The sequence below is a fragment of the Streptomyces sp. NPDC046308 genome (assembly GCF_055588065.1).
The window spans coordinates 221,228-244,089 of sequence record NZ_JBVJFB010000009.1 but is presented as its reverse complement, the minus strand read 5'-3'; the positions used below and the strand labels follow the sequence as shown (position 1 = coordinate 244,089).

The following is a 22,862-nucleotide window of genomic DNA, read 5'->3' as shown; positions in this document are numbered from 1 at the left end:
GCCGCGATGGCCGGAGACGGCGTGGTGAACGCGTCCGGGTGCGTCGCCGCCCGGAATCACTCCGTCGAGGCGACCGGCACCCGGATGACCGTGATCGTGGACCGGCCGGCCGACCGCGGCTGGCGCGTCACCCAGCGCCGGAGGGCCCCGGCGGCGGTGGCACTCCACAAGGGCGCCCGGAACCTGGTCGTCACCGCCGAGACCCCGAGCGGAACGCCCGTCCTCTCCCTCCGCGCGATCCACGACATCCCCGCCTGCGAGGAACAGCCGGCGGCGCCGTGACTCGTCTCCCGCCGGTCAGCGGATCGCCGGCGTACGGAGGCCTCGCTGAGGCCGCCACAAGGGGTTCCGGAACCGGACCGGTTCCACCCGTTCTGGTCGGTGCCGCAGGCGCCCCGGGCCGGTGGCCCCCTAGTCCTGTGGCCGGCCGGCCGTGGCGAGCAGCAGTTTCGCGGCCACCGTCGCCCCGTCGGTGCGGATCGCGCCGGCCACGGTGTGCGCCCGCGCTGCCGTCTGCGGGCTCAGGGCCGTGGCGAGCGCGGCGGACACGGAGTCGAAGGTCGGCGTCGGCCCGTAGTGCGCCGCGCCGATGCCGAGCTCGGCCACGCGGGCGGCCCAGTAGGGCTGGTCCGCGATCCGGGGGACCACCACCTGGGGCGCGCCGGCCCGCGCCGCCGTGGTCGTGGTGCCCGCGCCGCCGTGGTGCACCACGGCGGCCACCCGGGGGAACAACGCCTGCTGGTTGACCTCACCGACGACGAAGCAGTCGTCGCCGTCGTCGATCGGGACCAGGCCCGCCCAGCCGCGGGCGAGGAGTACGCGGCGGCCTTGCGCGCGGCTCGCCTCGATGGCCACGCGGGCGATGTCCTTCGGGGCGTGCGCGGCCATGCTGCCGAAGCCCACGTACACCGGCGGGGTGCCCGCGTCCAGGAACGCCTCCAACTCGTCCGGCAGCGGGCGGTCGTCGGGCAGGATCCACGCCCCGGTCTGCACCAGGTCGAGCTCCGTCATGCCCTGCGAGGGGCACAGCGTCGCGTCGGCCGCCAGCCACGGCCGGCCGGTGAAGACGTGGTCGCGGACGCCGTCCACCGGCGGCAGGCCGATCGCCGCCCGGTGGCCGGCCAGCGCGTCCCCGTACAACGCGTCCACCCGCCGGGCGTCCTGCTCCCACAGCACCCGGTGGTCGGTCTCGCCCTGCGGGGACGGATCGCCCGGCCGCGCGCCCGGCGGGAAGTGCCGCGACGGCAGTCCGAAGACGTGGAAGCACGCGTAGACGTACGGGATGCCCAGTTTCTCGGCCACGTCCCGTGCGCCGGCCGGCATCAGCCCGGTCGCGAGCAGGACGTCACATTCCTCGGCCGCCGCGGTGAGCGTGTCGAACCGGGCCGCGACCAGCTCGGGGGCGAGCCGGAACGCGTCCTGCGCCGTGGGTGGCTTCGCACCGGCCACCACCGAGTGCACCGTCGGGCCGAGCGGCACCAGCGGTACGCCGACGCGTGTCAGCAGTGTCGCGAACTCCTCGTCCGGCGGCGCGCACACCACCGCCTCCGCGCCGAGTTCCCGTACCGCCACCGCCAGTCCCGCCAGCGGTTCCACATCCCCGCGCGACCCCCAGGTCGACAACAACACACGCACTTCGCACTCCCCGTTTCCGCCGTTTCAGGCTGTGAGCCGCCGATTCTGCGGCACGCCCCGGGTCTTGCCGCAAGCCCCCCGGTGCGCTATAAGTTGAGAGTGGCGAGGAGAGTTTTCTCCTCGCCTTTGTGTTTTTCGCCCCCCCAGCCGGGTGCCTCGGTCAAGGCCGGTGCGGTGCGCTCCGGATCGTGGACCGTGTGATCATGTCCGTCCGCACATACGCACCTCATGGGGGGACCATGCGCACCCGCACCACCACGGCCACGACCGGCCTCGTCGCCGCGCTCGCGGCGCTGCTCGTCCTGGGCGGCTGCACCGCGCCGAAGGAGAACCGCGGCACGGCGGTGAGCTCCGCGGCCCCCGTCCCCCCGCAGAGCAGCACGTCGGGGTCCGCGGCCGGGTCGGGTACGGGGGCGGGGGCCGGGTTCGAGGGGCCCCGGCCGCAGGATCAGAACCTCCTGGCGTGGACCGGTGATCCCAACGACGCGGGTCACGTCACCGCCCAGTCGGCCGCCGGGGTCGGCGGGCGGATCACCCTGGTGCGGATCGTCCTGCGCGAGCAGATCACCTGGTCGAACATCTGGCTCGGCCTGGCCGGCATCGACCCGAACGCCCAGCTCTCCAACTGCTACCTCGGCGTGTACGACGCCACCGGCAAGCTCGTCGCGGCCACCCCGGACATCTCGCCCCAGCTGATGACCGACGCCATCGCCAAGCCGCTGGCCCTCGCCAAGCCGTTCACCGCCGCGCCCGGCACCTATTTCATCGCGCTCCTCCTCAACGGGAACTGGGCGACCAACGCCCTCACCCTGAAGTCCACGGGCGCCGGGATCTCGGTCAATGCCGGTCTGACACCGCCCAGCCTCCGCTACAGCACCCTCCTGACCGGGCAGACCTCGCTGCCGGCCGCCGTGAACCTAGCCGAGCAGTCCACGAGCACCATCAACACCGGCTGGGCCAGCCAGTGGTACGCGATTTCCTGAGCCCTCGGCGTGACGGCGTCAGGCGGGCCGGGGCGGCGTGACGGCGGGGCGGCGGCCGTCAGGCGTCGATCGTGCTCACGTTGACGCGGATCTTGGACTGGCCGTGGCCGAGCTCCTCCCAGTCGTCCATGAAGCGTGCCGCCAGCCCGTGCCGGGCGGCGAGGTCGACGAGGGTCTGGGTGCGGTAGTAGAAGTCCTCGCGCAGCACCTGGTGTTCGACGCCGGTCGTGCGGTCGAAGGTGAAGTCGAAGTGGCCCCCGGGCGCCAGGACGCGGCCCACGTGGGCGAGGCATTCGTCGATGACCTCGATCGGTGAGTGCGAGAACACGCTGTGGGCGTGGACGACGTCGAAGTACCCCTCGGGCAGGAAGTCCAGTGTCAGGTTCCTGGTGATCGTCAGGTACGGAAGTTTGGCCTGGAGCCCGCGTTCGGTCACGGTGCGCTTCGCCGCGATGAGGATGTCCGGCGAGATGTCGATGCCGTAGTAGTGGCCCGCATCGAGGTAGTCGATGAAACGCCAGCCGGCGCGGAGGTTTCCGCAGCCGATGTCCAGCATGCGCGATCCGGGCTTCAGACCGTGCCCGAGCAGGTAGTCGAACTGCATCTGGCCGAGCGCGAGCCAGCGTTCGTGCGTCCGGCTGCCGACGGCCGCCTCCGGGTTGCGGCGGGTGTCCGAGGCCATCACGGCCCGGTAGTAGCTCACGTGGTCGGGGTGCCTGAAGGCCAGCCACCGGTCTCGGGCGGCCCGCTTCAGGTACGGCGCGATGCGGTGGGGGCGGCTCGCCGCGTAGCGGACCTTGTGGACGAGGGACTCCCGGTTGGCGGTGAGGTTCTTCCTGGTGGCCATGAGCACTCCGTATCCGTGCGGTCAGGGAGAGAGGATCGCCGAGGCCGTGGTCCGCCACCCGGCGACCGTCCTGGCCGCGAGGTACAGCACGCGCACGCGCTGGAACTCGCGTCCGGCCCTGTCGTTGCGCACCCAGGTCACCTCGATGAGGACCGACCGCTCGTTCAGGGGCCGGACTTGGGGATCGAGCGCCGTACTGCCGCCGTAGTCGGCGTCGCGCAGCATCTGCAACTCGTTGGTGAGCGCCGCCGCGAGCGTGTCGTCGGAGGCGAGCACCACGTGCACGGCGTCGGTGGTCATCGTGATCGGTACGGCGAAGTAGTCGAGCAGCGGCGCCGGGTCGGTACGGCCGGCGGCGGCCAGGCCGATGAAGGTACTGACGTACTGGTCGAACCAGGCCCTGGCGTCCGCCTCGACTGCGGAGAGATCCGTGTGCGGCATGAGCTTCCTTGCTCTCGTACAGGACCGAGTACGGAGGGTCCGAAAGTGTGGGCATTTTAGCGATATCGACCAGATTGCCACCGGGTGCGCCGTGGGCCTACGCGCCGCGCCCACCGGCCGCGGGCCCCCACCCGAGGGCCCCACACGCCGTCGAGGCGGAGCTCGACGCGGTGACGGGTGGGCAAGAGGCCCCCGGCCCGGCGGTCCTGGGGGGAACGTCACTTCGTGACGGCGGGCTCCTCACCGAGCAGCCGGGCGCGGAACAGGTCGAGGACGGTGTCGAGCGCCTGCCGTGTGGGCTGTCCCGGCTCGTCGACGAGGTGCTCCGTCAGGACGGAGTGCGGGGGCAGGGCGCTGTCCGGATTCGCGGCGGCGTCTTCGAGTTCGACGGCAACGAAGGCGTCGCCGAGCTCGCGCCGCAGGTACGCGAAGCGGTCGCCCGGAACGAGCCGGTCCCCGCGGAAGCGCAGGCCCAGCACCCGCAGCCCCTCGCGCTCGCAGCGTCCGCGGACGACCGCGAGCTCCTCAGGGCTGATGTCGATGGAGCCGGCCCGGCTCGCGGTGCACGCCAGCGGAAGCGACGGCTGGGACAGCACCGGGGCGACCAGCCGCTCGTCCGTGGCCATGGCCAGGGCGAATCCGCCGGTCAGGCACATGCCGACGGCGCCGACCCCGGGGCCGCCACAGCGCTCGTGCTCGGCGGCGGCCAGGGCCCGCAGCCACCGTACGACGCGTGAACTGCGTCCCGTGGCCAGCAGGGTGAACTCACGGCTCACGCACACCTGCCAGAACGCCGAGGCCATGGCGCGGCCCACGGTCGGCCAGCCGGCGGCGCCGGGGCTCGCCTCCCGGCCGGGCACGCCGAACAGGACGGGGAGCACGGCCGTGCAGCCGGTCGCCGCCACGCGTTCCGCGAACTCGAGGACCTTGGGGGTGATGCCCGGGATCTCCGCCATGATGATCACCGCGGGGCCCGTGCCCTTGCGCAGGACCCGGCGGGTGGCGCCGTCGTGGGTGAACGTGGACGGGGTGAAGCCGGTCAGGTCGTGGTCTGGCACGTGCCTGCTCCTTCGGTCGACTCTCCTGGGCCACCCTGAAGTTACCGATAGGTAGCCGCTGGTGGTCAACCGGTGGGGACGGCGCGCGAACAGAGGCGCGCGAACAGAGCGGGGGCGGGCCGGGCGCAACGGTCCGGCGCGCCGTGGAGGGTGGCCGGGCTCGGCGCAATGAACGGGCCCGCCGCCCCCGTCGGGCGGCGGGCCCGCGTCCTGCGCCGCTAGGCGGTCGGGGAGAGGACGGTGTCCTCCGGTTTGCGTGCCGTGGGCTGGGTGCTCCCGGCGACGATCAGCGCGAGTAAGACCGCGGCCGCCTCGCTCTGCAGGATCCGGGCGGCCTGCTTCAGCCGGCCGGGGTCGGGGACCGGGATGGACAGGGCCACGCACTCCGCGTTCGGGCCCGCGGTGATCGGTACGGCCGCGCACACCGTGCCGAGCGCGTACTCCTGCAGGTCGAGGAGGGGGGCGTTGGGCGGGCGGGCGTCGAGCTGGTGGAAGAGGGCCTGCTGGCTGGTGAGGGTGTGGGCGGTGAACCGGGTGAGCCGGTGGCGGGCCAGGTGGTCCTTCCTGTCGTCGTAGTCGAGCTGGGTCAGCAGGGCCTTGCCCACCGCGGAGGCGTGGGCGGCGGCGCGGAAGTCGACCCACTCGTCGACGACGGGGGTGCCGGGGCCGTCGGCGTACTGGGTGATGGAGACCTCCCCGTCGGTGTAGCGGGCGACGTAGACGGCGGCGCCGACGGCGTCCCGCACCCATGCGAGGGTCTCGCGCAGATGCCCGCGGCCCTCACCGTCGACCGAGTCGGCCAGCAGCAGGGCGTGGCCGGCGAGGTAGGCGTCCGGTCCGATCGGTGTGGCCAGGTCGGCGCGGATCAGTTGCTCCACGGCCCGGGCGAGGACCAGCTGCGGCAGCTTCGTCTCGCGGGCGATCTGGGTCAGGTTCACGCCGCCCGAATAGCGGTTGACGACTTCCAGGACGCGCAGCGCCTGGTGGACGGATTCCAGTGCGGCGGGCGCCGGGCGCCCTTCGCGGGTCCCACGGGCCGCGTGGGTCAGGTGTGGCTGTTTGAGTGCTTCGAGGGCCCATGCGTTCGCTTCCTCCGTCAGGTGGAGGGGGTTGAGCCGGGCGTTCTGGGCGACGGCGACCGCGACCTGTGGGCCGGGGGTGAAGACCTCGCCCAGGTCCGGGTGCTCCTCGTACGGGCGGGCCATGAGGGCCTGGCGCAGTCGGGCGGGCAGCCGCAGCGGAGGCCGGCCCGCCCGGCCCGGGCCGGCGGTGAGGGTGGTGAGGTCCTGGGTGGTGATGGGTGGTGAGGTCCAGATGACCGAGGCTTCGAGGGCCTCTTCGAGGTGTTCCGGGGCCGGCGGCAGGGTCGGCAGGTGTGCGTCGGGGGGCAGGGTCTGGGCTTGGCGGTTCCAGTAGCGGGCGGTCGCGACCTCGGCGCGGGCGAGGTGGTGGAGGTAGAGGCAGCGGGCCGCGGTCTGCGAGCCCGCCCCGGCCGCGTACTGGAACCAGAACTGCGCCCCGTCCGTCCGGTCGGCCAGGTGCAGCAGGCACCCGAAGAGCAGCGCCGAGTCCGCGCCGTACGGCCAGGAGCCGGCGTCCAGGGCGAGTTCGGCGAAGTCCCGGCTCTCCACGAGCGACCACGTGAGGTCGTCCAGGCCGCGGGCGGCCCGCACGTGGCAGGCGGCGTCCAGTACGAGGTCGTCGGTGGCGGCCCGGGCCGGCTGCCCCCGGGCGGGCAGGGCGCCGCCGGCGGTGGCACCGCTCGCCGAGCGGGCACGGTCGGCGACGATCCGGCGGGCGATCCGGCGCCGCGCCGCTCCCTCGTCGTATCCGGCGTACTCCTCCGCGAGTACCGTCGCGTCCTCCAGGGCCGCGTCCAGGTCGCACAGCGGCATGTCACGGTTGCAGGGCATGTCGCTCACTGGTCCTTCTCCTCTCCGGGGATCCAGTCCACCCCGAGCTTGCGGGACAGGGTTCGGCGCGCGCCGCGGATGTGCGAGCGGACCGTCGCGGGAGTGATCCCCATCATCCGGGCGACGGTGTCGGAGTCGTTGCCGAGGAGGAAGGCCAACAGCACGACGTCGTACTGTCGTTCGGAGAGGCCCGCGATCGCCGCGTACAGTCCGAGCTTCGACTCCAGCAGTTCCAGCCGCTCTCTCGAGGACCGGCGCAGGGCGGCGAACCACGCCGTCTCCACCATGGCCACCTGACGGCCCAGGACCGCCAGCCGCCGTTCGACGTGCTCCCGCAGCACCGCCCACGCGAAGCCGTGCAGGCTCGCCTCCTTCAGCGCCTGGCGCCACACCTTCAGCAGGAAGGTGAACACGTCGTCGACGACTTCCTCGGCGTCCTTGGGGTTCCCGAGCTGCAGGTGTGCGTAGCGCAGATAGGCGCGGTGCTGCTGGGAGTGGAACGCGGTGAACTCCACCGGAAGCACTCCGGCCAGCTCGCTGGAGACCGCCTGGTCCCCCGATGGATCGAATTCGCCTTCGCTCATACGCTCCCCCACGGCTGTTCATCGCTCCCCGCCGGGGCGGCGGGGGCGGCCACATCGGCCGCGGCGACTACGGGACAATCGACTACGGAAAACTCACGACGACGGACCGCGATGGCGGCTAACAGCGCGAGGGCGACCGTCTCGGGAACATTCACTTCGGCGCGAAACCTTCCAAATGGACCATGCGAAACCGGCGTGCCTGCCCCCGGACCAGCAGCCGCGGAACGCCAGACGCGCTCCCACTCACCACCCCATCGAAAAACGAGCCGGATCGTGCAAGCCGGTCCCGGAAAATCTTCGGAAGGAAGCGCATCCGCCTCGCCGCACGCCCCGGCCTGCCCGCGCACGCCCCCGGCACACCCGGCCGCGCCGCCTCCGCCGACGTGCGCCCGTACGGGCTCCGCCGCTGTTTCTTTCACACGATCGGATGTTGCTGCGGCCCCATCCGGTGGGACACGTCCCGACTACCCCGTCACCGGGGCCGGATACCTGCATGGTGAGGCTCCCGGCGCGCCGGCACTCCCCGCGCGCCCGTCGAAGAGGAAGGGCCCGCATCCGCATGGCGTTCGCGAGGAGTCTGCTGCCCACCGTGCTCTCCCTGGCGCTGACCGGTCTGCCGGCCGCGCTCCCGGAGACCGCGCAAGCCGCGGCCGCCGCGCTGTACGACGGTCAGGTCCGCCACGAGACCGCGCTGTTCAGCGTGAAGGCCACCACCAACGCGGCCGCCCAGGAGTTCACGGTGACCGGCAGCCGGCTCTCCCGGGTGAGCGTCTGGCTGGGCAGCGGGGCGGCGACGGGCACCGTGACCGCCCAGATCCGCCGGGTGCGCTCCGACGCGGGGTCGGCCATCGCCTCACGGACCCTGAACCTCTCCGCCCTCGGCGGCGCCGGCGCCGGGTGGGTCGAATTCCCGGTCGACGCGGCCGTCACCCCGGGCACCACCTACTACCTGTTCCTCCAGGCGACCACCACGGAGAACAAGCCGATCGCCTGGTACGGCACCACGCGTTCCGTGCCCGGCTCGCTGACCAGCTGGAACTACGACCGGGCGTACTGGGGCGGCTGGCACGCCTACACCTCCCGGCTGGCCTTCCACGTCAATCCCGTCGGCAACGAGCGGTGCGGCGAGACCGAGCCCTGCTACGTACCGACCTCCGCGCTCGCGGCCCGCACCTCGGGCCTGCTGACCAATCGGGTGGACACCGAGGCCGTCCCGCCCTCCTTCGCCGTGGGCGCCTCGTACGTCGACGGGAGCAACGTGCTGCGCCTGCCCTCCGGCCGGTGGCGGTACCTGCCCGACGGGGCCACGGCGTCGGCGGTCGTGGAGGCCGACGACCCGGGCGCCGTCGCGCAGGTCACCGAGAGCCGCGCGTGGCTGGCCGCGGGCAAGGTGCCGGGAACCACCGCCGCACAGCGGGCCGCGGCGCAGCGCGCCCTGCTGTCGATGCGGGCGCTGCTGAAGCCCAACGGCGCGTTCGCGGCGGGCTGGTCGCCGCCGTGGGAGTACTCCTGGCCGCGTGACGGCGCCTTCGCCGCGGCCGCCTTCGCCGCGACCGGGCACGACGAGGAGGCGTACCGGATCCTGGACTACGACGCGCTCACCCAGCGGGCCGACGGGACCTGGGAGGCCCGTACCAAGCTGGACGGCAGCGGGCCGCCGGACGGGCGGAAGTGGCAGTTGGACGGCAACGGCTGGGTGCCGTGGGCGACGTGGCAGTGGTACCGGGCCGCGCCGGCCGGCGACCGGGACGAACGGCTGCGCCGGCTCTACCCGATGGTGCGGAAGGCGGCCGACTACGCGGCGGGCTCCCTGGGACCGGACGGGCTGCCCCCGGCGTCCCCGGACTACTGGGAACTGGACACGACGACCGCCAATATCGGTACGGCCGCGCCCCTGCTGGCCGGTCTCAACGCCGCCGCCGACCTGGCCGCCCGGCTGGGCACGGCCGGGGACGCGGAGCGCTGGAGGGACGCGGCGCGGCGGCTGTCCGCCGGGATCGCCGCCCGCTTCGCCCCGCTGGGGTACCAGCGGACCGTGGACGGCCGGCACGGCCGGGACAGCGCGGTGGCCTTCATGGCGCCCCCATTCAATACCGCCCCGCCCGGTCTCGGTGACGCTCTGGACTCCACGTACCGGGCGCTGCTGCTGCCCAACGGCGGCGTCTCGCCCGGCAACGACCCCTCCTTCAGCTGGGGGTCGTACGCGTGGACGGCCAGCACCTCCTTCTTCGCCCTCGCCTGGTCCGGTACGGGCGAGCAGGCCAGGGCCGGCCGGGTGCTCGACTGGGTGCTGTCCAAGCGCAACGGGCTGGGCGAGCTCCCCGAAACGGTGAACGGTGCCGGCCTGCCGTCCTCGGTCGCGCCCCTGGGCTGGACGGACTCGCTGGTCGTGTTGGTCGCGCTGGCCCTGCAGGGATCTCCGCAGCCGACCCCGCCGGCCCCTCCGGCGCGGTCGGTCCGGGGCGGCGGCGGGCTTGGCGGGAATCCGACGCACGGAGCCGGTGGCGCCGCCCCGGATTCAGTAACGTGATGCGCCTCTGAACGCGGTTCACGCGCAGGGTGCTTCGTCGGGAGGCGGACATGCGGGGCGGAACGGTTGCGGTGGTCGGCGGGAGCATCGCGGGCTGCGCCGTCGCCACGGCGGCGGCGCGGGCGGGTGCCGGCGAGGTCGTGGTGCTGGAGCGCACGCGCGGGCGGCTCGAGGACCGGGGCGTGGGCCTGTGCATCCACGACGAGCGGGCCGGGGAGCTCGGCGCGAGCGGGGCGCTGCCCGCGGGGATCGCGGCGCACCGGCTGGAGCGGCGCCGGTGGGTGGTGCGGGACGACGCGGCCGGCCCGGGCGGGAGGGTGGTGTGGGAGCAGCCGTTCCCCTTCCACTCCTACCACTGGGGTCTGCTGTGGCGCGGGCTCCGGGAGTCGGTTCCGGCCTCGGTGGTCTACCGGCAGGGCGACACGGTGACGGGCGTGGGGGCGGCTGCCGGGACCGGGGGCGCCGAGGTGCGGCTCGCGGGCGGCTCCGTCGAGCGGTACGACCTGGTCGTCGGCGCCGACGGGTACCGCTCGGTGGTGCGCGAAGCCCTCTGCCCTCGCTCCCGGCCGCACTACGCCGGGTACGTGTGCTGGCGCGGGAACGTCGACGCGGCGCTGCTCGCGGGGCTCGGCAGCGGTGCGGACCCGGTGCCGGAGGCGGTGACCACCGTCTGCTTCGCGGGCGGCACCTGCGTGGTCTACCGCATCCCCGGGCCGGACGGGCCGCGGGTGAACTGGGTGCTCTACGCCCCGCCGCCGCGCGGCGGCGGGCTGCGCTTCGACGACCCGACGAGTTTCCCGCCGGGTGGGCTGACACCCGAACTGGCGGAGCACCTCGGCACGCTGCTCGACCGGGAGTTCCCGCCGTACTGGGGGCGGGCGCTGGCGCTGACTCCTGCGGCGGACACCTTCGTGCAGCCCATCTACGACCTGGAGACGGCCCGCACCGCCGCGGGCCGGCTGCTGCTCGCGGGCGACGCGGCCACCGTCGTACGTCCGCACAACACGAGCGGGGCCGCCAAGGCCCTGCAGGACGCCACCGCCCTCGCCGAGGGGTGGCGCCGCGCCGGGTCCTTCGAGGAGCTGCTGCACGGCTACGAGGCGTCCCGCGGCACGGCCGGACGGGAACTGGTCGCGCTGGCCCGCCGGCTGGGGCGGGCCCAGGTCGAGGAGACCCCGGCCTGGGCGGCCATGGACGGCGGCGGGATGGCGGCGTGGTGGCAGGGCCAGCTGGCGGGGGCGCCGGGCATCGGGGGCCGGGCGATGGCTCCGTAGACCCGGCCGGGCTCGGCCACCGGCCGCCCGCCGCCGACCGCCGACCGCCAACCGCCAACCGGTTACCGGCCGTTGATGACGGTGTTGCCGGTGATCGCGCCGTCCGCACCGGAGACCGTGACCGCGTGGCGGACGCCGTCCGGTCCGAGGACCACGGCCAGCCAGGCGCTGCCGCCGCCTTCCTGCGCGATCACGCGCAGGCTCTCCACCTTCCCGCCCGTCACGGCCGCGGCGGCCTTGTCGGCCGCCTCCCCGATGGCCAGGGAGGGCAGGGGCGCCGGGGCGGCCTTGTGCGGTCCCCCCTTTCCACCGGGACCACCGGGAACCCCGGGAACCCCGGGTGCGTCCGGCGCGCCGGGGCCGAAGAGCTCCGCGCGGCGCTCGGACGCCTCGGGACCGCCGCGGCCGCCCTTGCGCTCGTGGGGCGGTTCCACGCCCTGCGGGCCGTGCTTGAACCCGCCCTTCTCCCCGGGCTCGGCCCACACCAGGCGCGGACCCCGGCCCCCGGGCCCGTCGTGGTGTTCGGCCACGGCGACGGCCGCCAATCCCCCGCCGACGACCACCACGGCCGCGCCCGCCGCCACCCAGCGGGCGGTCGTGGTACGCGGCACCAGGCGGCCCAGAGCCGCTCGCTTGCGGGCTCCGGTCTCCGGCGCGGTCTCGGGCTGCTGGGACGGCGGCGGGACAGAATCAGACATACAGGCACTCCTCAGAACAACCGGGCACCACGCCCGGCTCGGTCCCGAGCATGCTGAGCGCTTGCTGAAGCCCCGCTGAAGCCACCTGAAGACCTCTTCAGCCTGCGGTGGACAGCGCCTGAGATCCTGTCCCGCATGCGCGTACTGGTGGTGGAGGACGAACGACGGCTGGCCGTGGCCCTGCAGCGGGGGCTCCAGTCGGAGGGGTTCTCGGTGGACGTGGCCCACGACGGGCCCCAGGGCCTGTGGATGGCCACCGAGCACGATTACGACCTGATCGTGCTCGACATCATGCTGCCCGGGCTGAACGGCTACCGGGTCTGCTCGAAGCTGCGCGCCGCCGGCAACGAGTCGGGGATCCTGATGCTCACGGCGAAGGACGGCGAGTACGACGAGGCGGAGGCCCTGGACACCGGCGCCGACGACTTCCTGTCCAAGCCGTTCTCCTACCTCGTCCTGGTCGCCCGGCTGCGCGCGCTCGGGCGGCGCACGGGGCGCAGGCGCCCCCAGGTGATGCGCTTCGGCGACCTGGTGATCGACCCGGCCCGGCACTCCTGTGCCCGTGGCGCGGCGGAGATCCGGCTGACCGCGCGGGAGTTCGCGGTGCTGGAGTACCTGGCCCGGCGCTCCGGCGAGGTGGTGCCCAAGCGGGACATTCTGGAACAGGTGTGGGACAGCGCCTTCGACGGCGATCCCAATGTCGTGGAGGTCCACGTCAGCGCCGTGCGCCGCAAGATCGACGCTCCGTTCGGTCGCGCCGCGCTGGAGACCGTACGCGGAGCCGGGTACCGGCTGGCGGTCGACGGTGGCTGAGCGCCCCGGGGCACGCCCCCGACCGCTTCCCCGCCTCCGCCGCCGGGCGGGCGGCGCCCTGCGGGCGCTGTCGGCCGCGGCCGTGGGGCGTTGGCCGGCGCTGCGGCGGTTGTGGCCCACCACCGTGCGGGCCCGGGCCACCGTGGGCGCCAGCGTGGTGGTGGCCGCGGCGCTGTCACTCGCCTCGTTCGCCCTGCTCGGGCTGCTCGAGGCCAACCTGCTGCGCAACGCGGAGAACGACGCCCGGCGGCAGGCGGAGACGGTGGCCCAGCTCGCCGCCACCGGCAAGCTGGGGCGCGTCCGCGCGCCCGCCCGCGGCGTCGAGTTCGTCCAGGTGGTGAGCGCCGACGGGCGGGTGCTGTTCGCCAGCCCGAACCTGCTGGACGCGCCCCCGCTCCCGCCGGCCGTCCCCGGGCTGCCGGGGCCGCGCGTCCACACCTGGAAGGTCCGCCCGTTCGGCGGCGAACACCGTCAGCGGGTCGCCCAGGTCATCACGGACACCCCGGACGGGCCGGCCACCGTCTACGCCGGCGCCTCGCTGCGGGACGCGGACGCGGCCGACGACACCACGACCGCCGCCCTCGTCATCGGCATGCCCCTGCTGCTGGCCATGGTCGCCCTGGTGACCTGGAGGGTCACCGGTCACGCGCTGAGGCCGGTGGAGGAGATCCGCGCCGAGGTCGCCGCGATCTCCGACCGCGACCTGCACCGCAGGGTGCCGGTGCCGGGCACCCGCGACGAGGTCGCACGCCTGGCGGAGACGATGAACGCCACCCTCGACCGGCTGGAGGCCTCCGGCATCCGCCAGCGGCAGTTCATCGCCGACGCCTCCCACGAACTGCGCAGTCCCATCACCGTCCTGCGTACGCAGCTGGAAGTGGCCCTGGCCGTCCGGGACCCGGAGCTGTGGCCCGAGCTGATCGGCGGAGCCCTGGAGGACATCGAACGGCTCCAGCACCTCGCCGCCGATCTGCTGCTGCTCGCGCGCATCGACGCGGCCCAGCCCGTGGCGGCCGTCCCGCTGGACCTGACCGCGCTGGTGCGCGAGGTGGTGGAGGGCCGCCTCGGTGACCGGGTGCCCGTACGGACGGACCTCGAAGCGGACGTCGAGGTCACCGCGAGCGCGCTGTGGCTCGGCCGGGTGGTCACCAACCTCGTCGACAACGCGCAGCGCTTCGCCGACCAGAGCGTGGACGTCACCCTGCGCACCACCGCGAGCGGTGCGGTGCTGGAGGTCGTCGACGACGGTCCCGGCATCCCCGCGGCGGACCGGGAGCGGGTCTTCGAGCGCTTCACCCGGCTCGATGACTCGCGCAGCCGTGACCACGGCGGGGCGGGGCTGGGGCTGGCGATCGCGCGCGACCTGAGCGCCCACCACGGCGGCACGCTGACGGCCGAGGGCTCCCTGCGCGGGGCACGGCTGGTGCTGCGGCTGCCGGTGACGCGCCGGCCCTGACCGATCCGCTCCCCGCCCGGCACGGGGCCTCCGACCAGGAACAACTGCCGCAGTTTCAGCAGCAGTTCGTACATGCGGTACGCGGCAAGCGGAAAATGCGGTGCCCCCGGGCGGGCCCGCGATCTAGACTCGCCGTACGCGCTGCCGAAAGGGCACCGCGCGCCTCATGCCGAGTGAAGAGAAGGGGAGTCCGGCCATGCGTACGCACCGCACCGCCGTCTTCGCTCCCCCGTCCCGGTACGACGTGATCCCGGTGTCTCTCGGCGCGCGGTGCCGGCCGCGCGGCCGTCACCGTACCCCCGTGACGCACTTCTAGATCCTTTCGGGATCCCTCCGCTTCCCGCTCGCCGCTTCCCGTACGCCGCCGCCTGCCCGGACCTCCTCCGGGCGCGGCGGCGCCGACGCGGCGGCCGCCTGCGGGGCCCCGAGGACCGCGTACGGGAATCGCGCCGCCCCTTTCTCTCCTCACTCGAAAGGCCTAGGGCCATGCGCGCCAACGGGCGTCCCCTCACCACCACTTCCCTCGACGCCGTCCGCAATCTGGGCATCCTCGCCCACGTCGACGCCGGCAAGACCACGCTCACCGAACGCGTCCTGTTCGCGACCGGTGCCACCCACAAACGGGGCGAGGTCCATGCCGGAACGACCATCACCGACTACGACCCCCAGGAACGCGACCGCGGCATCACCATCTTCGCCGCGGCCGTGAGCTGCACCTGGGACGGACATCGCGTCAACCTGATCGACACCCCGGGGCACGTCGACTTCTCCGACGAGGTCGAGCGGTCCCTGCGGGTGCTGGACGGGGCGGTCGCGGTGTTCGACGCCGTCGCCGGGGTCGAGCCGCAGAGCGAGTCGGTGTGGCGGCAGGCCGACCGGCACGGTGTGCCGCGGATCGCGTTCGTCAACAAGCTGGACCGGGCCGGCGCCGACCTCGACACGGCGGTCGCGTCGATCCGCGAACGGCTGGGCGCCGTACCCCTCGTGGTGCAGCTGCCCATCGGACGGGAGGACGCGTTCACCGGCGTCGTCGACCTGCTGGCGATGCGCGCGCTGCACTGGCACGCCGGCTCCGGCACGTACGAGACGGGGCCGGTCCCCGAGCCGCTGCGCGAGGAGGCCGACCGGCGGCGCCGGCTCCTGGAGGAGACGGTGGCGGAGCTGCACGCCGACGCGCTGGAGGAGTTCTGCGCCACCTCGGCGCTGGCCGGGCCGACGCTGGCCCGCGCCCTGCGCGAGCTGACGCTGCGCGGGGACGGTGTCGTGGTGCTGTGCGGCTCGGCGTACCGCAACCGCGGGATCGAGCCGTTGCTGGACGCGGTCCTGGCGTACCTGCCCTCGCCCGCCGACATGCCGCCCGTACGGGGGATGGCGGACGGCGCGGAGCAGGAGCGCGCGCCCGATCCGGCGGGGCCGTTCACGGCCCTCGCCTTCAAGGTGACGGCGACCCCGACGGGGCGGCTCACCTACCTGCGGGTGTACGCGGGCACCTTGCGCAAGGGCGCGACCGTACTGGACGCGGCCACGGGCCGGACGGAGCGGGTCGGCCGGATCCTGCGGGTCCAGGCGGACCGGCACGAGGAACGGGAGGAGGCGGTGGCCGGTGACATCGTCGCCGTGATCGGGCTCAAGGCCGCGCGCGCGGGCACGACCCTGTGCGCGCCGGGGGCCGGGCTGGTCCTCGAACCGCCCTCGGTGGCCGAGCCGGTGGTGTCGGTGGCGGTCGAGGCGCGGTTCGCCGGCGACACCGGGCGGCTCTCGGCGGCCCTCGCGCGGCTCGCCGAGGAGGACCCGTCGCTGGTGGTCCGGTCCGACCCGGAGACCGGGCAGACGGTGCTGTCGGGGCTGGGTGAACTGCACCTTGAGGTCGCGGCGGAGAAGATCCGCAGCGGCCACGGGGTGGAGGTCGTCGTCGGCCGGCCGCAGGTCTCCTACCGGGAGACCGTCGTGCGCGGGGTGACGGGCCTGGTCTACCGGCACGTCAAACAGGACGGCGGGGCGGGCCAGTTCGCGCACGTCGTCGTCGATGTCGAGCCGCTGGAGGAGGCCGCCTTCGAGTTCCGGTCGACGGTCGTCGGCGGGCGCGTGCCGCAGGAGTACGCGCGCGCCGTCGAGGCCGGCTGCCGCGACGCCCTCGCCGAGGGCCCGCTGGGCGGCCATCCGGTGACGGGGCTCCGGGTCACGCTCACCGACGGGGCGACCCACTCCAAGGACTCCTCGGAGATGGCGTTCCGGGCGGCGGGCCGGTTCGCGCTGCGCGAGGCACTGCGGCTGAGCGCGGTGGAACTGCTGGAGCCCGTCGTGGAGGTGACGGTGACCGTTCCGGAGGACGGGGTGGGCGGTGTGCTCGGTGATCTGGCGGTTCGCCGCGGCCGGGTATCGGGGTCCACGGCGGGGTCCGGGACCGCGGTGATCACGGCCACCGTGCCGCTGGCCGAGCTGTTCGGCTACGCGTCGCGGCTGCGCGGCCGCACCCGGGGCCGGGGCACGTTCACCACCCGGCCGGCCGGTCTCGCACCGGTCCCGGCCTCGGTGGCGGCGACCCTGCCGGCCCGCTGACCGCCTCGCGCTAGTCTGCGTGGACCCCCTCGGGTCCACGCAGACAGGCAAGGTGAACATGTTCGAGCCGGTGCAGGAGAATCCCTACCCTGACAGCGACGTCCTGGGCGAGGGCCCGGAGCCGCACCCGCTGCTGCGGCCCGTGCTGCCCCTGCTCGGGCGCTGGCACGGTCAGGGGCGGGGCGAGTACCCGACGCTGGAGAGGGACTTCCGCTACGAGCAGGAGATCACCTTCAGCCACGACGGCCGCCCTTTCCTGCGGTACGAGGCACGGGCGTGGCTGGTCGACGACTCCGGGGCCCCGATCCGTCCGGCGGGACGCGAGGCGGGGTGGTGGCGGGTGACGCCCGACGCCTCCCTGGAGGTCGTGCTCGCCCACCCCACCGGGATCGTCGAGACCTACGTGGGCCGGGTGTCGGGTTCGGAGATCGAGATCGAGACCAAGGACGTGTCGCTGACCCCGCTGGCCAAGGAGGTCACCGGCACGCGGCGCCACTACACCGTCGAGGGCGAGGAGATGACGGTCCTCCACGACATGGCCGCGGTGGGGCAGCCGCTGCAGCACCACCTCACGACGCACCTGCGCCGACGCCCCTCCCGGGACCGCTGAGTCCGGCGCACGGCCCGGAAACCCGCCGCGAGATCACCCGCGTGCCCGGCACGGGCTGCGGGTGCTCCCGTACGCGCCGTCGCATAGTCGTGGCAGGCCCCGTGACGGCGGCGGCGTACCGGAGGAGTGATGGTGGTGGAGCTCGGACGTCGCGCCGCGCTGGCGGCGCTGCTGGCCGCAGGACTCGTACCCGGCTCCGGCTCCGCGGCGGCGCGGACCGGCGCTCAGCCCACCGCGCCGGCCGCGGGTGATCGGGGGGCCGGTCCGCGCCCGCCCGCCTCGCTCCTCGGCAGCGAGATCCGCCGGCTGCCCACCTCGCGCAAGGTCATCGCGCTCACCTTCAACGCCGCGTGGGACGAGGCCGGGATCGACACCGTGCTCGCCGAACTGCGGTGGCGGAAACTGCCCGCCACCTTCTTCCCGACCGGACGGTTCGCGCAGGCGCATCCCGCGGCGGTGCGGGCCATGGGCGCCGCGCACGGCCTCGGCAACCACTCGTACAGCCACCCGTACTTCGACGAGATCAGTACGGCGGAACGGGCCGAGGAGGTGCGCCGCGCCGACGCGGCGATCCGGACGGCGTCGGGGACCGAGCCGCTGCCGTTCTTCCGTTTCCCCTACAGCTCCACCACCCGGCAGTCCGTAGCCGACGTCAACGACCTGGGCTACGCGGCGATCGAGTTCACCGCGGACACCAACGGCTACCTCGGGCCGGACGGCGGCATGACGGTGGACGAGGCGGTCGAGCGGGCCGTCGACGCCTTCACCCCCGGAGCGATCATCCAGATGCACGTGGGCAGCGACGGCGACGGCGTCGTCCTCGACGCCGAAGCCCTGCCGCTGATCGTCGACGCGGCGCAGGCCGACGGCTACGAGGTCATCGACCTGCGCGCGTTCCTGAGCGCGTCGGCCTCCCCCGCTGCCGGCGGGGGCCGGTAGGGTCCGGCCCGGCCGTGTCCCGGAGCCGGTCCGCCGCCCTCGCCAGCCGGAACCCCGCGATCTGGCAGGTGACGAGGGAGACGAGGACCAGCACCACGAAGAAGCGGTCGTTGATGAGTTCCGCCTGACGGGTGACGCCCGCCAGGACGATGCCGATGGTGCCCCGGGCGTTGAGGGCGAACGCGAGGGACGAGGAGAACACCCGGTCCTCCCCCGCCAGGCGCGCCCCCGCCCAGATGCCGGCCGTCTTGACGGCGCAGGCGAGCGTCAGGAACCACAGGAAGAACAACGGGTCGAAGGCGCGCACCAGGTCGAGGCGCATGCCGACCAGGACGAAGAACACGGGAACGAAGAAGGCCATCGAGAACTGGCGGATGGCGCCCCAGACCGCCGCTTCCCGTTCTGTCCCCCGGGAGGTGCCGTCGTCGGCGCTCTGGTCGCCGCGGGCGGCGCAGATGCCCGCCATCAGGGCGCCGAACACGGCGTTGACGCCGAGGCCGAGGCACAGCAGCACCATGGCGCACAGGAAGATCAGGCGGAAGGCCACCGGGCTCTGCCGGGCCACGATGTTGGCGCGGTGCCGGGCCAGCCGGTGGAAGAGCCGGGCTCCCCAGGTCAGGCTCACGGGGAAGAACAGCAGGCTGACGACGGTGAAGTACGCGGCCGTCGGCACGGGCGCGGTGGTGCCGATCAGGTCCCAGAGGCCGACGGAGTGGCCGGTGCCGGATCGGGCGAGGCCGAGGACCACGGCGAGGACGACGTAGAGGATGACGTCCTCGATCACGGCGACCATCAGGACGATCCGGCCGAAGGCGGTGTCCATGATCTCCAGGTCCATCATGATCCGCGAGATGACCGGAATGGCCGCGACCGCCATGGCGAGCCCCACGACGAGGGCGGTCGTCGCCGTGGAGCCGGCCGGCCCCGCGAAGAAGGCGGGGACCAGCGCCGCGATGCCGACGCCGGCCGCGAAGGGCACCACGAGTCCGGCCGCGGCCACGATCGCCCCGGTGCGGCGTTCCCTGCCGCCCGCCCTGATGCGCAGTTCCGCGCCGGCCAGGAACATCAGGAGCAGCTGGCCGAGCTGGTAGATGGCGTCCAGGGCGCTGGTCACCGCACCGGCGGCGGGGAACAGCGCGGCCCGGGCGGCGGGGGCGAGAAGTCCGAGGAGCGAGGGGCCCAGGAGGATGCCGCCGACGACCTCGCCGAGGACGGGGGGCTGGCGCAGGGCGCCGAAGAGGAACCCGCATCCATGTGCGACGGCGCAGATCACGGTGAGGGCCGCCAGCAGCCGGATGGTGTCGATCGCTGTCATGCCGGATCACTTCCACTCGTTGTGCGGGGTGGACGTCGTTCCGTTCGGTTTCACGTCAGTGCGAGGGAGTGCTGTTCAACCGACGTGTGCGCGGCCACCATTGAACGGCCCCCGTGGCAGGATGGCGGAATGGAACGTGTACTTGGAATCGGTGGGTACTTCATGCGAGCCGCCGACCCCGTCGCCCTGGGCGCTTGGTACCGCGACTGCCTGGGCCTGGACGCCGACGAGCACGGCCTGTGGCATCCGGCAGCCGGGCCGACGGTGTTCGCCACGTTCGAGTCCGGGACCGACTACTTCGGCTCCCGCGCCCAGCAGTCCATGCTCAACTTCCGGGTCCGCGACCTGGACGCGATGCTCGCGCAGCTGCGCGGCAAGGGCGCGGACGTGGACGTGGAGACGCAGGACATGGAGGGCGTCGGCCGGTTCGGCTGGGTCACCGATCCCGAGGGAAATCGGATCGAGCTGTGGCAGCCCGCCTGATCCTCGACCGACGGATCGGCACTGGCTCAAGCTGAGCCGCTCCGACGCGGGTGCGGTGCGCCTCCCCGACCCGGTCGTCAGCCGGGCGGACGGCCTCGACCCCGAGCAGGAGGTCCTTCTGGCCGACTCGGTCGGCATGGCCTGCGGGAGGTCGTCGACGGCTTCCTCGCCGCCTCGCGCGGCGGGGACTTCGAAGCGCTGGTCGCCGTCCTCGACCCGGACGTCGTGGCCCGCTCCGACGGCGGCACGCTGCGCCCCGGCCTGGTCCGCCGTGGCGCGGCCGAGGTCGCCTCCCAGGCGATCACCTTCGCGCGGTTCGCCGCGGCGGCCCATCCAGTGCTGGTCAACGGGCTGCCCGGGGTGGTCGCGGTAGCGGACGGCCGGGCCATCTCGGTCATGGCGTTCACCGTCCAGGACGGCCGGATCACCGCACTCGACATCCTCACCGACCCCGAACGCCTCGCACGCGTCGACCTGAGCCTCCTGGTGGGCTGAGCCACCGTCACCACCGCCTGTCGTGCGGTGCGCCGGGCCCGCCGTGCCCCGCGCACCGCACGGCGAGAACCCTCGTCCGTACCGGCCCCACGCGCTCTACGATCATTCGGTGATGGAGACTTCGAAGCCCGAGCCGGGCACCACCCCCGGCACCGCCCTGGTCCTGATCGACCTGATGCCCCGTATCGTCGCCCTGTCGCTGGCCCCCCACACCGGCGAGGAGGTGGCCGGGAGGTGCGCCCGGCTGGCCGAGGCGTTCCGGGCGAGCGGCCGCCCGGTGGTCGTGGTGCGCGTCGAGCGGCCGAACGTCGCGGAACAGCCGCCCGGCAGCGGCTTCGTCGAAGGGCTCGTCCGCCCCGGCGACATCGAGATCGTCAAGCGTACGGTCGGCGCCTTCCACGGGACGGGCCTGCACGAGCGGCTGCTCGGCCTCGGGGTGGAACGGCTGGTCCTGGCCGGGCTGGTGACGACGATGGGAGTGGAGTCCACCGCCCGCGCGGCGAGCGACCACGGGTACGAGGTGGAGTTCGTCGAGGACGCGATGTCCGCCTTCGCCGCGGACGAGCACGAGTTCGCCGTACGGAGGATCTTCCCGAGGTTCGGCGAGGTCCGCGACGCGGCGTCCTGTCTGGCCGACCTGCGGGAAGAGCTGCGAAAGTGCCGGGAGGAGACGGTCCCCGCAGGGCTGCGGATCCGCGCGGGCGATGTCAGTGGGCACCTCTAGCGTTGCGGCATGATCTGGACCACCGCTCAGGACACCCTCCCGCCCGTGCCCCCCGCGCGACGGTTCGACGCCGCGCCCTCCGGGCTCGCCGAGACCGTCGAGCTGACGGCCGATCACCTCGAGCATTTCGAGCCCCGCGTCCACACCGTGGCGGTGTTCGAGCGCGTCCTCGACGGACTCGTGCGGCAGGCGCACCGCGACCGCCACGCGCTCGCGTCGGCCCTCTCCGCGGCGTTGGGGCACCGCTACGCCGAGGAGGAGACCGAGGCGGACCGGCTCACCCCGGTGGACGTGGTGGTGGCCTCGGCGCTGTGGCGGGTCACGGGGTACAGCCTCAAGCCCGAGTACCTGCGCCGGCAGCGGGGGCACGAGGAGTGCGCGCAGGGCGGGCTGGAGATGGTGATCGCGGCGCGGGTGCGGGAGATCGGCTACGCGCTGCGCTCCGGTGCCCCGCAGCCGTTCCTGCTGGCCACACCCAGTTGGGACACCGGCTCGCTGGAGGCGGCCGAGCTCGTCGAACGGCTCGCGGAGTACCGGAGGTTGGGTGCCCGTCCCCGTCCCGCCGACTTCGGGCAGGCCCTGCTGCGCGTCCGGCGGGACGATCCGGCGGCGCCGGCGGCCGCCGAGGCCGCGGCCCGGCTCGGGACCGCCGAGGGCGATCGGCTCGCCGCCTGGCTCGGCCCCGACGGTGAACCGGGCACGGGGCGGCGCCGGGTCGTCATGCCCGATCCCGGGGCGCACCGGGCCTGGTCTCGGGCCGGCGCGGCCGAGCCGCAGGTCGCTTTCGCGAGCGGTGAACGGCCCGCTCTGCGAAGGGAGTTCCCCGAGGCGTTCCACTGGCTGGGCCGGCCCCACGAGGGCTTCACCCGCTGCTATCACTGGCATGCCGGGCACGCCGTGCGGGCCGCGGTACTGCCCGAGGACCGGGACGTCCAGGCCCGGTGGCTGCTGCCGGGCGTGACGCTGGCCGCGACCACCGGCGATCACGGCGACTCCTGGATGCTGCCCCACCTCGCCCTGCTGGGCGGCCCCGCGGGGCCCGGGCTGCACTCCGCCATCGCGGCGGGGCTGGGCGGACGGCACCCGGCGAGCCGCCGCCCGGCGATCGAGGCCCTGCTGGTGCTGGCGGGCCGGGGTGAGCTGGACGCTGCGCTGCTGGGCCGGGAGCTGGCCTCGATGGCGGCCCTCGGGACGGTCAAGCCCAACCGGCTGGCGGACGCGGCCCGCTCGGCCGCCGCGGCGGGCGCGTACGCCACGGTGTGGGCCGTGCTCGCCGAGGTCCTGCCGGCCCTGCTGCCGTCGACACGGGGTGCGGGCGAGGTGCTGGCCGTCGCCGCCGACTGCGCGGAGCGCTGCGGAGCCACGGGCCCGCTTCCCGCGGAGGTGGCGGACGTCGCGGCCCGCACCAGATCGTCCCGGCTGGTCACCGAGGCCCGCCGCCTGACCTCCGCGCTCTGCGGCGTCTGACGTGGGCGGGTACCTGCCTCCGGGTGTGGACGCCCGGA

The 22,862-nt window shown here is 74.0% G+C and carries 20 protein-coding genes and 1 pseudogene; 13 read left to right on the top strand and 8 right to left on the bottom strand.

All coding sequences use genetic code 11. From position 1 onward, the window contains the following. Window positions 1-6 precede the first annotated feature (6 nt). The gene (locus tag ACZ6JT_RS30925) at window positions 7-282 is read left to right on the top strand and encodes a hypothetical protein (RefSeq protein WP_469214808.1); all 276 of its coding nucleotides are present in this window, start codon (window positions 7-9) and stop codon (window positions 280-282) included. 129 nt (window positions 283-411) lie between these two features. Here the strand turns inward: ACZ6JT_RS30925 and ACZ6JT_RS30920 are convergent, their stop codons facing one another. After that, window positions 412-1,635: a glycosyltransferase gene (locus ACZ6JT_RS30920; protein ID WP_469214807.1), complete on the bottom strand. Its 1,224-nt coding sequence runs from the start codon at window positions 1,633-1,635 to the stop codon at window positions 412-414. A gap of 239 nt (window positions 1,636-1,874) precedes the next feature. Here ACZ6JT_RS30920 and ACZ6JT_RS30915 point away from each other — a divergent pair, with 239 nt between their 5' ends. Further along, complete coding sequence (locus tag ACZ6JT_RS30915; RefSeq protein WP_469214806.1) at window positions 1,875-2,618, top strand: hypothetical protein; 744 nt, start codon at window positions 1,875-1,877, stop codon at window positions 2,616-2,618. Window positions 2,619-2,676: 58 nt separating this feature from the next. Here the strand turns inward: ACZ6JT_RS30915 and ACZ6JT_RS30910 are convergent, their stop codons facing one another. The 5 genes from ACZ6JT_RS30910 to ACZ6JT_RS30890 all read right to left on the bottom strand — a co-directional run bounded on the left by ACZ6JT_RS30910 (window position 2,677) and on the right by ACZ6JT_RS30890 (window position 7,461). Further along, window positions 2,677-3,465 carry a class I SAM-dependent methyltransferase gene (locus ACZ6JT_RS30910; RefSeq protein WP_469214804.1) on the bottom strand — a complete coding sequence of 263 codons (789 nt, stop codon included), beginning with the start codon at window positions 3,463-3,465 and terminating at the stop codon, window positions 2,677-2,679. A 21-nt stretch (window positions 3,466-3,486) separates the two neighbouring features. Beyond that, window positions 3,487-3,906, bottom strand: a complete 420-nt coding sequence (locus ACZ6JT_RS30905) for a DUF6841 family protein (protein WP_469214802.1) — start codon at window positions 3,904-3,906, stop codon at window positions 3,487-3,489. A gap of 218 nt (window positions 3,907-4,124) precedes the next feature. Then, a complete protein-coding gene (locus tag ACZ6JT_RS30900; RefSeq protein WP_469214800.1) occupies window positions 4,125-4,964 on the bottom strand; it encodes a dienelactone hydrolase family protein in 840 nt (279 codons plus the stop codon). 218 nt (window positions 4,965-5,182) lie between these two features. Next, window positions 5,183-6,013 (bottom strand): IclR family transcriptional regulator, encoded by an 831-nt coding sequence (locus ACZ6JT_RS30895; RefSeq protein WP_469215019.1) that lies wholly within the window; start codon window positions 6,011-6,013, stop codon window positions 5,183-5,185. Between the two features lie 869 nt (window positions 6,014-6,882). Continuing rightward, window positions 6,883-7,461 carry an RNA polymerase sigma factor gene (locus ACZ6JT_RS30890; protein WP_319732568.1) on the bottom strand — a complete coding sequence of 193 codons (579 nt, stop codon included), beginning with the start codon at window positions 7,459-7,461 and terminating at the stop codon, window positions 6,883-6,885. Between the two features lie 559 nt (window positions 7,462-8,020). On the opposite strand from ACZ6JT_RS30890, the gene ACZ6JT_RS30885 reads away from it, so the two are divergent. Beyond that, complete coding sequence (locus ACZ6JT_RS30885; RefSeq protein WP_469214798.1) at window positions 8,021-9,991, top strand: hypothetical protein; 1,971 nt, start codon at window positions 8,021-8,023, stop codon at window positions 9,989-9,991. Between the two features lie 50 nt (window positions 9,992-10,041). Beyond that, window positions 10,042-11,265, top strand: coding sequence for an FAD-dependent monooxygenase (locus ACZ6JT_RS30880; protein WP_469214796.1), 1,224 nt, complete (start codon window positions 10,042-10,044; stop codon window positions 11,263-11,265). Window positions 11,266-11,327: 62 nt separating this feature from the next. On the opposite strand, the gene ACZ6JT_RS30875 is transcribed toward ACZ6JT_RS30880, so the two are convergent. Then, window positions 11,328-11,963 carry a hypothetical protein gene (locus ACZ6JT_RS30875; RefSeq protein ID WP_469214794.1) on the bottom strand — a complete coding sequence of 212 codons (636 nt, stop codon included), beginning with the start codon at window positions 11,961-11,963 and terminating at the stop codon, window positions 11,328-11,330. A gap of 135 nt (window positions 11,964-12,098) precedes the next feature. Here ACZ6JT_RS30875 and ACZ6JT_RS30870 point away from each other — a divergent pair, with 135 nt between their 5' ends. From ACZ6JT_RS30870 to ACZ6JT_RS30850, 5 genes are all read left to right on the top strand, one after another. Next, window positions 12,099-12,776: a response regulator transcription factor gene (locus tag ACZ6JT_RS30870; protein ID WP_469214792.1), complete on the top strand. Its 678-nt coding sequence runs from the start codon at window positions 12,099-12,101 to the stop codon at window positions 12,774-12,776. Between the two features lie 100 nt (window positions 12,777-12,876). Beyond that, window positions 12,877-14,232, top strand: coding sequence for a sensor histidine kinase (locus ACZ6JT_RS30865; protein WP_469215017.1), 1,356 nt, complete (start codon window positions 12,877-12,879; stop codon window positions 14,230-14,232). A 486-nt stretch (window positions 14,233-14,718) separates the two neighbouring features. Then, complete coding sequence (fusA, locus tag ACZ6JT_RS30860; protein ID WP_469214790.1) at window positions 14,719-16,791, top strand: elongation factor G; 2,073 nt, start codon at window positions 14,719-14,721, stop codon at window positions 16,789-16,791. Between the two features lie 58 nt (window positions 16,792-16,849). After that, complete coding sequence (locus ACZ6JT_RS30855) at window positions 16,850-17,401, top strand: nitrobindin family protein (RefSeq protein WP_469214788.1); 552 nt, start codon at window positions 16,850-16,852, stop codon at window positions 17,399-17,401. A gap of 129 nt (window positions 17,402-17,530) precedes the next feature. After that, window positions 17,531-18,340 carry a polysaccharide deacetylase family protein gene (locus ACZ6JT_RS30850; protein WP_469214786.1) on the top strand — a complete coding sequence of 270 codons (810 nt, stop codon included), beginning with the start codon at window positions 17,531-17,533 and terminating at the stop codon, window positions 18,338-18,340. On the opposite strand, the gene ACZ6JT_RS30845 is transcribed toward ACZ6JT_RS30850, so the two are convergent. After that, entirely contained in the window at window positions 18,279-19,655 is a 1,377-nt protein-coding gene (locus ACZ6JT_RS30845) for a cation:proton antiporter (RefSeq protein WP_469214784.1), read from the bottom strand. The two genes, ACZ6JT_RS30850 and ACZ6JT_RS30845, sit on opposite strands and share 62 nt — an antisense overlap. Before the next feature lie 129 nt (window positions 19,656-19,784). Here ACZ6JT_RS30845 and ACZ6JT_RS30840 point away from each other — a divergent pair, with 129 nt between their 5' ends. The 4 genes and pseudogenes from ACZ6JT_RS30840 to ACZ6JT_RS30825 all read left to right on the top strand — a co-directional run bounded on the left by ACZ6JT_RS30840 (window position 19,785) and on the right by ACZ6JT_RS30825 (window position 22,824). Further along, window positions 19,785-20,138: a VOC family protein gene (locus ACZ6JT_RS30840; RefSeq protein ID WP_469214782.1), complete on the top strand. Its 354-nt coding sequence runs from the start codon at window positions 19,785-19,787 to the stop codon at window positions 20,136-20,138. A gap of 58 nt (window positions 20,139-20,196) precedes the next feature. Continuing rightward, a pseudogene (locus ACZ6JT_RS30835) lies at window positions 20,197-20,633 on the top strand (sigma-70 family RNA polymerase sigma factor family protein); the annotation flags it as partial. 112 nt (window positions 20,634-20,745) lie between these two features. Continuing rightward, on the top strand, window positions 20,746-21,357 hold the full coding sequence (locus tag ACZ6JT_RS30830) for an isochorismatase family protein (protein WP_469214780.1): 612 nt from the start codon (window positions 20,746-20,748) through the stop codon (window positions 21,355-21,357). A 9-nt stretch (window positions 21,358-21,366) separates the two neighbouring features. Further along, a complete protein-coding gene (locus tag ACZ6JT_RS30825; protein WP_469214775.1) occupies window positions 21,367-22,824 on the top strand; it encodes a DUF7824 domain-containing protein in 1,458 nt (485 codons plus the stop codon). The last annotated feature ends 38 nt before the right edge of the window (window positions 22,825-22,862 follow it).

Coding starts and splice junctions, on each gene's coding strand:
- ACZ6JT_RS30925 (WP_469214808.1), top strand. CDS start 7: ATGGCCGGAGACGGCGTGGTGAACGCGTCCGGGTGCGTCGCCGCCCGG.
- ACZ6JT_RS30915 (WP_469214806.1), top strand. CDS start 1,875: ATGCGCACCCGCACCACCACGGCCACGACCGGCCTCGTCGCCGCGCTC.
- ACZ6JT_RS30910 (WP_469214804.1), bottom strand. CDS start 3,465: ATGGCCACCAGGAAGAACCTCACCGCCAACCGGGAGTCCCTCGTCCAC.
- ACZ6JT_RS30905 (WP_469214802.1), bottom strand. CDS start 3,906: ATGCCGCACACGGATCTCTCCGCAGTCGAGGCGGACGCCAGGGCCTGG.
- ACZ6JT_RS30890 (WP_319732568.1), bottom strand. CDS start 7,461: ATGAGCGAAGGCGAATTCGATCCATCGGGGGACCAGGCGGTCTCCAGC.
- ACZ6JT_RS30885 (WP_469214798.1), top strand. CDS start 8,021: ATGGCGTTCGCGAGGAGTCTGCTGCCCACCGTGCTCTCCCTGGCGCTG.
- ACZ6JT_RS30880 (WP_469214796.1), top strand. CDS start 10,042: ATGCGGGGCGGAACGGTTGCGGTGGTCGGCGGGAGCATCGCGGGCTGC.
- ACZ6JT_RS30875 (WP_469214794.1), bottom strand. CDS start 11,963: ATGTCTGATTCTGTCCCGCCGCCGTCCCAGCAGCCCGAGACCGCGCCG.
- ACZ6JT_RS30870 (WP_469214792.1), top strand. CDS start 12,099: ATGCGCGTACTGGTGGTGGAGGACGAACGACGGCTGGCCGTGGCCCTG.
- fusA (WP_469214790.1), top strand. CDS start 14,719: ATGCGCGCCAACGGGCGTCCCCTCACCACCACTTCCCTCGACGCCGTC.
- ACZ6JT_RS30855 (WP_469214788.1), top strand. CDS start 16,850: ATGTTCGAGCCGGTGCAGGAGAATCCCTACCCTGACAGCGACGTCCTG.
- ACZ6JT_RS30850 (WP_469214786.1), top strand. CDS start 17,531: ATGGTGGTGGAGCTCGGACGTCGCGCCGCGCTGGCGGCGCTGCTGGCC.
- ACZ6JT_RS30845 (WP_469214784.1), bottom strand. CDS start 19,655: ATGACAGCGATCGACACCATCCGGCTGCTGGCGGCCCTCACCGTGATC.
- ACZ6JT_RS30840 (WP_469214782.1), top strand. CDS start 19,785: ATGGAACGTGTACTTGGAATCGGTGGGTACTTCATGCGAGCCGCCGAC.
- ACZ6JT_RS30830 (WP_469214780.1), top strand. CDS start 20,746: ATGGAGACTTCGAAGCCCGAGCCGGGCACCACCCCCGGCACCGCCCTG.
- ACZ6JT_RS30825 (WP_469214775.1), top strand. CDS start 21,367: ATGATCTGGACCACCGCTCAGGACACCCTCCCGCCCGTGCCCCCCGCG.